The following is an 8874-nucleotide window of genomic DNA, read 5'->3' on the forward strand; positions in this document are numbered from 1 at the left end:
CCTGAGGTATTTATGAGTACCAACCTCGACCAGCTCACCGATTGGTTGAAAGAACACAGGATTACCGAAGTCGAGTGCATGATCTCCGACCTCACCGGTATCACGCGGGGCAAGATTTCACCGACCAACAAGTTCATTGCCGAAAAGGGCATGCGCTTGCCGGAAAGCGTACTGCTCCAGACCGTAACCGGGGACTATGTCGAAGACGACATTTACTATGAATTGCTGGACCCCGCAGACATCGACATGTTCTGCCGCCCAGACCAGAACGCGGTGTATCTGGTGCCCTGGGCCATAGAGCCCACCGCGCAGGTGATTCACGACACCTACGACAAGCAAGGCAACCCCATCGAGTTGTCTCCGCGCAACGTCCTCAAGAAAGTGCTCAAGCTCTACGCGGACCAGGGCTGGCAGCCCATCGTCGCGCCTGAGATGGAGTTCTACCTGACCAAGCGCAGCGACGACCCCGACTATCCGTTGCAGCCACCGGTTGGCCGCTCCGGGCGTCCGGAAACCGGGCGTCAGTCCTTCTCTATCGAAGCCGCCAACGAATTCGACCCCTTGTTCGAAGACGTCTACGACTGGTGCGAGCTTCAAAACCTGGACCTGGACACGCTGATTCACGAAGACGGCACGGCACAGATGGAAATCAACTTCCGTCATGGCGACGCGCTGTCGCTGGCCGATCAGATTCTGGTGTTCAAACGCACCATGCGCGAAGCAGCGCTCAAGCACGACGTGGCCGCCACGTTCATGGCCAAGCCCATGACCGGTGAGCCTGGCAGCGCCATGCACCTGCACCAGAGCATCATCGACATCGAGACCGGCAAGAACATCTTCTCCAACGAAGACGGGACCATGAGTCAGCTGTTCCTGCAGCACATCGGAGGTCTGCAGAAGCTGATCCCCGAGTTGTTGCCGCTGTTCGCGCCGAACGTCAACTCGTTCCGGCGCTTCCTGCCGGACACCTCGGCGCCGGTGAACGTGGAGTGGGGTGAAGAGAACCGTACCGTCGGCCTGCGCGTACCGGATGCCGGCCCGCAGAACCGCCGCGTGGAAAACCGCCTGCCCGGCGCGGACGCCAACCCCTATCTGGCGATCGCCGCCAGTCTGCTGTGTGGCTTCATCGGCATGGTCGAGGGCATCAACCCGAGCGCGCCGGTGGTCGGTCGTGGTTATGAGCGCCGTAACCTGCGCCTGCCGTTGACGATCGAGGACGCCCTCGAGCGCATGGAAAACAGCAAGACGATCGAGAAATACCTCGGCCAGAAGTTCATCACCGGTTATGTCGCGGTCAAGCGCGCCGAGCACGAAAACTTCAAGCGTGTGATCAGTTCGTGGGAGCGGGAATTCCTGCTCTTCGCCGTCTGACGATTCCGGGCGCCGTGGGCTTTTCAGGGCCAGCGGCGTCCGACACGCGATACCCAGTCAATGGAGTGCTTCATGAGTTCCAACAACCCGCAAACCCGCGAATGGCAAGCCCTCAGCAGCGATCATCACCTGGCGCCGTTCAGCGACTTCAAACAGCTCAAAGAGAAAGGCCCGCGCATCATCACCAACGCCAAGGGCGTCTATCTCTGGGACAGCGAAGGCAACAAGATCCTCGACGGCATGGCCGGCCTGTGGTGCGTTGCGATCGGTTATGGTCGTGACGAACTGGCCGAAGCCGCCAGCAAACAGATGCGTGAGCTGCCTTATTACAACCTGTTCTTCCAGACCGCTCACCCGCCGGCGCTGCAGTTGGCCAAGGCGATTTCCGAGATCGCGCCGGAAGGCATGAACCACGTGTTCTTCACCGGATCAGGTTCCGAAGGCAATGACACCGTGCTGCGCATGGTTCGTCACTATTGGGCGGTCAAGGGCAAGCCGGCCAAAAAGGTCATCATCAGCCGCATCAACGGCTATCACGGCTCCACCGTTGCCGGCGCGAGCCTGGGCGGGATGACCTACATGCACGAACAGGGCGACTTGCCGATTCCGGGCATCGTGCACATTCCCCAGCCTTACTGGTTCGGTGAGGGTGGCGACATGACGCCGGACGAGTTCGGCGTATGGGCCGCCGAGCAGCTGGAGAAGAAGATTCTCGAACTGGGCGAGGAGAACGTCGGCGCGTTCATTGCCGAGCCGATTCAGGGCGCCGGTGGCGTGATCGTGCCACCGGAAACGTACTGGCCGAAGATCAAGGAGATTCTCGCCAAGTACGACATCCTGTTCGTCGCCGATGAGGTGATTTGTGGCTTCGGTCGCACCGGTGAGTGGTTCGGTAGCGATTTCTATGGCCTCAAGCCTGATCTGATGACCATCGCCAAAGGCCTGACCTCCGGCTACATCCCGATGGGGGGCGTCATCGTGCGCGACGAAGTGGTGAAGGTGCTGAACGAGGGCGGTGACTTCAACCACGGCTTCACCTACTCCGGTCACCCGGTGGCGGCGGCGGTGGGTCTGGAGAACATTCGCATCCTGCGCGAAGAGAAGATTGTCGAGCGGGTCAAGGCGGAAACGGCACCATACTTGCAAAAGCGTTTGCGCGAGTTGAGCGATCATCCGCTGGTGGGCGAGGTGCGTGGCGTCGGGATGTTGGGCGCCATCGAACTGGTGAAAAACAAAGCAACTCGTGAGCGCTATGTCGGTCGAGGTGTAGGCATGATCTGCCGCACGTTCTGCTTCGATAACGGGCTGATCATGCGCGCGGTGGGCGACACGATGATCATTGCGCCGCCGCTGGTGATCAGCTTCGCGCAGATCGATGAGTTGGTGGAAAAGGCACGCACATGCCTGGACCTGACCCTTGAGGCGTTGCAGCGCTGAAGGTGAGGTGATCGTGCGGTAAACGATCATCTTTTGTAGGAGTGAGCTTGCTCGCGATAGCGTCGGCACATTCGACATCGTCGGTGCCCGACAATACGCAATCGCGAGCAAGCTCACTCCTACAGAGTTCGATGCGCTGGCGTGCAGATGAAATCTTTGAAAGCTATGCAATAAGGCAGGCCGCTTCGCTTGTAAGCCCGCCCAGGAAATTGCCAGACTATCGGCGGTTTGGTTGCCGCTAACATAAAACACTGGAGCTGTACGAATGAAGAAATTTGGCAAAACCCTCCTCGCCTTGTCCCTGATGGGCGCAGTGGCCGCAGCGGCACACGCCGACGACAAAGTTCTGCACGTCTATAACTGGTCCGATTACATCGCGCCGAACACCATTGCCGATTTTGAAAAAGAGTCGGGCATCAAGGTGGTGTATGACGTTTTCGACAGCAACGAGACGCTGGAAGCCAAATTGCTGGCCGGTAAGTCGGGTTACGACATCGTCGTCCCGTCGAACAACTTCCTGGCCAAACAGATCAAAGCCGGTGTTTATCAGGAACTGGACAAGTCCAAACTGACGAATTACAAAAACCTCGATCCTGCGCTGCTCAAGGCCGTGTCGGTCAGCGACCCGGACAACAAGCACGCCTTCCCGTACATGTGGGGTTCGATCGGTATCGGCTTCAACCCGGACAAGGTCAAGGCTGCTCTGGGCGCAGACGCGCCAGTCAATTCCTGGGACCTGCTGTTCAAGCCTGAAAACGCCGCCAAGCTGAAGTCCTGTGGCATCAGCTTCCTCGATTCGCCGACCGAAATGCTGCCAGTGGCGCTGCATTACCTGGGTCTGCCAACCGACAGCCAGAAAAAAGAAGACATCCAGAAAGCCGAAGACCTGTTCAAGAAAATTCGTCCTTCGGTGACCTACTTCCACTCGTCCAAATACATCTCGGACCTGGCCAACGGCAACATCTGCGTAGCCGTCGGTTACTCGGGTGACGTGTATCAGGCCAAGGCGCGCGCTGAAGAAGCAGGCGGCAAGGTCAAGGTCAGCTACAACATTCCGAAAGAAGGTGCTGGCAGCTTCTACGACATGGTTGCCATTCCTAAAGACGCCGAAAACGTCGAAGGCGCCTACAAGTTCATGAACTTCATCCTGCAGCCTAAAGTGATGGCCGAGATCACCAATGCCGTGCACTTCCCGAACGGCAACAAGGCAGCGACCGAGTTCGTGGACAAGGACATCACCTCCGATCCAGGCGTTTACCCACCTGCGGACGTGCTGTCCAAGCTGTACGCGATTGCAGACTTGCCAGCAGCCACTCAGCGTCTGATGACCCGCAGCTGGACCAACATCAAATCGGGCAAATAAGCCTGGTCCGAGCGTGCCGTCCCTGACGGCACGTGCTTAAGCTGTGTAGGAGTGAGCTTGCTCGCGATTGCACCTTGTCAGAAATGGAAATGTCGACTGACACAGCGCTATCGCGAGCAAGCTCACTCCCACAGGAACGGTGTCTACCGACTGCCGAGTGATGTTCCAGATTCCGAGGTCAGGATTTACCGCGCACGCGTTACGAAAAATTATTTTGCGAGAAGGGTTTATCGAAGGTAAGTTGCGCGCCGGATTTGTCACAGGCAGTCGGTACTGTCGTCGGCACGGGCAACGGCCCACCTACTAAAAAAGGACTGCAATCGTGTCTATTTCTTTATTTTCCAAAGGCTTGCTTATCGGAGCCGGCCTGACGCTAGCCGTCGGCGCCTACGCGGAAAGCTCCACTGTCCGCATTTATAACTGGTCCGATTACATCGGCACCACGACGCTGGCGGATTTCGAATCCACCACCGGCATCAAGACCAAATACGACGTCTTTGACTCCAACGAAACCCTGGAAGGAAAGCTGCTGGCCGGCCACACCGGCTATGACGTGGTAGTCCCTTCCAACCACTTCCTTGGCAAGCAGATCAAGGCCGGTGCGTTCCAGAAACTCGACAAGTCGCAACTCCCCAACTACTCCAATCTCGACCCCGAGCTGATGAAGCGCCTGGAGAAGAACGATCCGGGCAATCAGTACGCCGTGCCGTACCTGTGGGGCACCAACGGGATTGGTTACAACGTCGACAAGATCAAAAAAGTGCTGGGCGTCGACACCATCGATTCCTGGGCCGTGCTGTTCGAACCTGAGAACATGAAAAAGCTGCAGCAGTGCGGCGTCGCGTTCCTGGATTCGGCGGACGAAATGCTGCCTGCGGTGCTCAACTACATGGGCCTGAACCCGAACAGCACCGACGAGAAAGATTACAAACAGGCTGAAGCGAAGCTGCTGAAGGTGCGTCCATACGTCACCTACTTCAACTCCTCCAAATACATCACTGACCTGGCCAACGGTGAGATCTGCATCGCGGCAGGTTTCTCCGGCGACATCTTCCAGGCCAAGGCGCGTGCCGACGAAGCAGGCAAGGGCGTCAACATCGCTTACTCGATCCCCAAAGAGGGCGGCAACCTCTGGTTCGACATGCTGGCGATCCCCGCCGATGCGCCGGACGTCAAGGCGGCTCACGCGTTCATCAACTACATCCTCAAGCCTGATGTGATCGCCAAGGTCAGCGATCAGGTCGGTTACGCCAACCCGAACCCTGCATCGGGTGAACTGATGGACCAGGAAATCCGCACCGACGAATCGGTCTACCCGTCCAAAGAGGTGCAGGAGCGTCTGTACGTCAACTCTGAGCTGCCGCCCAAGATTCAGCGTGTCATGACGCGCAGCTGGACCAAGATCAAAACCGGTAAATAAAGACCAAGGTGCCCGGCCCCGTCGGCCGGGCGCAAAAACAGTTGGGAGTTTCACCCATGGCAGTTGCCTCCGGCGCCTACAAGAAAGCCCTTGAGGGTGGTCAGCAACCGAAACCGGTGCTGGTCAAAATCGATCGGGTCACGAAAAAGTTCGACGAGACGGTTGCTGTGGACGATGTGTCTCTGCAGATCAACAAGGGCGAAATCTTCGCCTTGCTCGGCGGATCGGGCTCGGGGAAATCCACCTTGCTGCGCATGCTTGCCGGTTTTGAACGGCCGACCGAAGGCCGCATATTTCTCGATGGCGTCGACATCACCGACATGCCGCCATACGAGCGTCCGATCAACATGATGTTCCAGTCCTATGCGCTGTTCCCGCACATGACCGTGGCGCAGAACATCGCCTTCGGCCTGCAGCAGGACAAACTGCCCAAGGCCGAGATCGACGCACGCGTGACCGAAATGCTCAAGCTGGTGCAGATGACCCAGTACGCCAAGCGCAAGCCGCATCAGTTGTCGGGCGGTCAGCGTCAACGTGTGGCACTGGCGCGCTCACTGGCCAAGAAGCCGAAACTGCTGCTGCTCGATGAGCCCATGGGCGCGCTGGACAAGAAGCTGCGCTCGCAGATGCAACTGGAGTTGGTGGAAATCATCGAGCGCGTGGGCGTGACCTGCGTCATGGTGACCCACGACCAGGAAGAAGCCATGACCATGGCTCAGCGCATCGCGATCATGCACCTGGGCTGGATCGCCCAGATCGGCAGTCCGGTGGACATCTACGAAACTCCGACCAGCCGGCTGGTCTGTGAATTCATCGGCAACGTCAATCTGTTCGACGGCGAAGTCATCGAAGACATGGAAGGCCACGCGCTGATCCGCAGTCCTGAGCTGGAGCGCGAGATCTATGTCGGTCACGGCATCAGCACCTCGGTCGAAGACAAGCACATCACTTACGCAATTCGCCCGGAAAAGCTGTTGATCACAACCGAACAGCCCACCTACCAATACAACTGGTCGCGCGGCAAGGTCCACGACATCGCCTATCTGGGCGGCCACTCGGTGTTCTACGTGCAGCTGGCGTGCGGGAAGCTGGTGCAGTCCTTCGTCGCCAACGCCGAGCGCCGCGGCGCGCGTCCGACCTGGGACGACGAAGTGTACGTATGGTGGGAAGATGACAGCGGCGTGGTGCTTCGCTCATGAAAATCCGCAAGATCAAACGCGCGCTCAACCGCATAACGCCCAATGGCCGTCAGGCGGTCATCGGCGTTCCGTTCCTGTGGCTGTTTCTGTTCTTCGCGCTGCCGTTTCTGATCGTCATCAAGATCAGTTTCGCTGAAGCCGACGTCGCGATTCCGCCCTACACCGAGATCTTCACCTACGCCGAGCAGAAGCTCGACATCGTGCTCAATTTCGCCAACTACGCATTGCTGACCGGCGACGATCTGTACATTTCGGCGTATCTGGGCTCGTTGAAGATGGCCTTCTTCAGCACCTTGCTGTGCCTGTTGATCGGCTACCCGATGGCATACGGCATCTCCATCGCGCGCAAAGAAATGCAGACGGTGCTGCTGCTGTTGATCATGATGCCGACCTGGACCGCCATCCTGATTCGCGTTTATGCGTGGATGGGGATTCTGAGCAACAACGGTCTGCTCAACGCGTTCCTGATGTGGCTGGGCGTGATCAGTGAGCCGCTGCAGATTCTGAACACCAACCTTGCGGTGTACATCGGCGTGGTCTATTCGTACCTGCCGTTCATGATTCTGCCGCTGTACGCCAACCTGGTGAAGCACGATCAGAGCCTGCTGGAGGCGGCGTCCGACCTGGGTTCGAGCACCTTCAACAGTTTCTGGAAAATCACCGTTCCGCTGTCCAAGAACGGCATCATTGCCGGCTGCATGCTGGTGTTCATTCCGGTGGTGGGCGAGTTCGTCATCCCTGAATTGCTCGGCGGTCCCGAGACGCTGATGATCGGCAAGGTCCTGTGGCAAGAGTTCTTCAACAACCGCGACTGGCCGGTGGCATCTTCGCTGGCGGTGGTCATGCTGCTGATCCTGATCGTGCCAATCATCCTGTTCAACCGCAGCCAGGCCAAAGAACTGGAGGGCAAAGCATGAGAGGCTTCCGATTCTCGAACCTGATGCTGGTACTCGGGCTGACGTTCATCTACGCGCCGATGGTCATTCTGGTGATCTACTCGTTCAACGCCTCCAAGCTGGTGACCGTGTGGGGCGGCTGGTCGGTGAAGTGGTACGTCGGTCTGCTGGACAACACCCAACTGATGAGTGCGGTCATGCGCTCGCTGGAAATCGCGCTGTACACCTCGATCGCGGCCGTGGCCCTGGGGACGATGGCGGCCTTCGTGCTGACCCGCGTCACTCGTTTCAAAGGGCGTACGTTCTTCGGTGGTCTGGTCACCGCGCCGCTGGTCATGCCGGAAGTCATCACCGGTCTGTCGCTGTTGCTGCTGTTCGTGGCCATGGCGCAGTTGATCGGCTGGCCGCAGGAGCGCGGTATCGTCACCATCTGGATCGCCCACACGACGTTCTGCGCGGCGTATGTGGCGGTTGTGGTATCGGCACGCCTGCGTGAGCTCGACATGTCCATCGAGGAAGCCGCGATGGATCTGGGTGCGCGGCCGTGGAAAGTGTTCTTCCTGATCACCATCCCGATGATCGCGCCGTCGCTGGCGGCAGGTGCAATGATGTCCTTCGCCTTGTCGCTGGACGACCTGGTACTCGCCAGCTTCGTGTCCGGACCGGGCTCCACCACGCTGCCGATGGAAGTCTTCTCGGCGGTGCGACTGGGCGTCAAGCCTGAGATCAACGCGATTGCGAGCTTGATTCTGCTGGCCGTGTCGATCGCGACCTTTCTGGTGTGGTTCTTCAGCCGCCGCGCCGAAGAAAAGCGCAAGAAGGCCATTCAACAAGCCATCGAAGAAGCTGCAGCAGACGGCTGGAAACAGCCTGATGTACGACGCGCCAAGGTGGTCGAATCGGTTTGATCAGCGCAGTTTCAATGGGATGCATCCCGCAGGATGCAGGCGATCTTTGTTGTAGGACCGGCTTCAGCCGGGAAGAGGCCAGTGTGAGCGCTGAGATTCTGCGGTGTGACACCCGACGCCTTCCCGGCTAAAGCCGGTCCTACGGGTTAGAACTCCAGAGTCTTCCCGGCTAAAAACCGGTCCTCGGTTTGGTATTCCAATAGGTCCCGCTGAATGTACGCGATGTTTGTTGTAGGACCGGCTTCAGCCGGGAAGAGGCCAGTGTGAGCGCTGAGATTCT

General features: G+C 58.5%; 7 protein-coding genes. All 7 read left to right on the top strand.

The genetic code is table 11. The features are described from left to right. Positions 1 to 12 precede the first annotated feature (12 nt). The 7 genes from QRN36_RS18135 (at position 13) to QRN36_RS18165 (ending at position 8594) form a co-directional block, all read left to right on the top strand. A complete protein-coding gene (locus tag QRN36_RS18135; RefSeq protein ID WP_093465689.1) occupies positions 13 to 1371 on the top strand; it encodes a glutamine synthetase family protein in 1359 nt (452 codons plus the stop codon). Between the two features lie 72 nt (positions 1372 to 1443). Beyond that, positions 1444 to 2808 carry an aspartate aminotransferase family protein gene (locus QRN36_RS18140; protein ID WP_285425312.1) on the top strand — a complete coding sequence of 455 codons (1365 nt, stop codon included), beginning with the start codon at positions 1444 to 1446 and terminating at the stop codon, positions 2806 to 2808. Positions 2809 to 3073: 265 nt separating this feature from the next. Beyond that, a complete protein-coding gene (locus QRN36_RS18145; protein ID WP_285425313.1) occupies positions 3074 to 4171 on the top strand; it encodes a polyamine ABC transporter substrate-binding protein in 1098 nt (365 codons plus the stop codon). A 322-nt stretch (positions 4172 to 4493) separates the two neighbouring features. Beyond that, the gene (locus QRN36_RS18150) at positions 4494 to 5591 is read left to right on the top strand and encodes a polyamine ABC transporter substrate-binding protein (RefSeq protein WP_285425314.1); all 1098 of its coding nucleotides are present in this window, start codon (positions 4494 to 4496) and stop codon (positions 5589 to 5591) included. A 56-nt stretch (positions 5592 to 5647) separates the two neighbouring features. Next, complete coding sequence (potA, locus tag QRN36_RS18155; protein ID WP_285425315.1) at positions 5648 to 6790, top strand: polyamine ABC transporter ATP-binding protein; 1143 nt, start codon at positions 5648 to 5650, stop codon at positions 6788 to 6790. After that, positions 6787 to 7707 (top strand): ABC transporter permease subunit, encoded by a 921-nt coding sequence (locus tag QRN36_RS18160; protein ID WP_093465677.1) that lies wholly within the window; start codon positions 6787 to 6789, stop codon positions 7705 to 7707. Before potA ends, QRN36_RS18160 begins: the two co-directional genes overlap by 4 nt. Further along, positions 7704 to 8594, top strand: coding sequence for an ABC transporter permease subunit (locus QRN36_RS18165; RefSeq protein ID WP_285425316.1), 891 nt, complete (start codon positions 7704 to 7706; stop codon positions 8592 to 8594). Before QRN36_RS18160 ends, QRN36_RS18165 begins: the two co-directional genes overlap by 4 nt. Positions 8595 to 8874 lie beyond the last annotated feature (280 nt).

The sequence above is a fragment of the Pseudomonas sp. efr-133-TYG-103a genome (genome assembly GCF_030209235.1).
Lineage (GTDB): Bacteria > Pseudomonadota > Gammaproteobacteria > Pseudomonadales > Pseudomonadaceae > Aquipseudomonas.

What these genes read in the sequence shown, in the direction of transcription:
- QRN36_RS18140 (WP_285425312.1), top strand. Translation starts at nt 1,444, where the DNA reads ATGAGTTCCAACAACCCGCAAACCCGCGAATGGCAAGCCCTCAGCAGC.
- QRN36_RS18165 (WP_285425316.1), top strand. Translation starts at nt 7,704, where the DNA reads ATGAGAGGCTTCCGATTCTCGAACCTGATGCTGGTACTCGGGCTGACG.
- QRN36_RS18145 (WP_285425313.1), top strand. Translation starts at nt 3,074, where the DNA reads ATGAAGAAATTTGGCAAAACCCTCCTCGCCTTGTCCCTGATGGGCGCA.
- potA (WP_285425315.1), top strand. Translation starts at nt 5,648, where the DNA reads ATGGCAGTTGCCTCCGGCGCCTACAAGAAAGCCCTTGAGGGTGGTCAG.
- QRN36_RS18160 (WP_093465677.1), top strand. Translation starts at nt 6,787, where the DNA reads ATGAAAATCCGCAAGATCAAACGCGCGCTCAACCGCATAACGCCCAAT.
- QRN36_RS18135 (WP_093465689.1), top strand. Translation starts at nt 13, where the DNA reads ATGAGTACCAACCTCGACCAGCTCACCGATTGGTTGAAAGAACACAGG.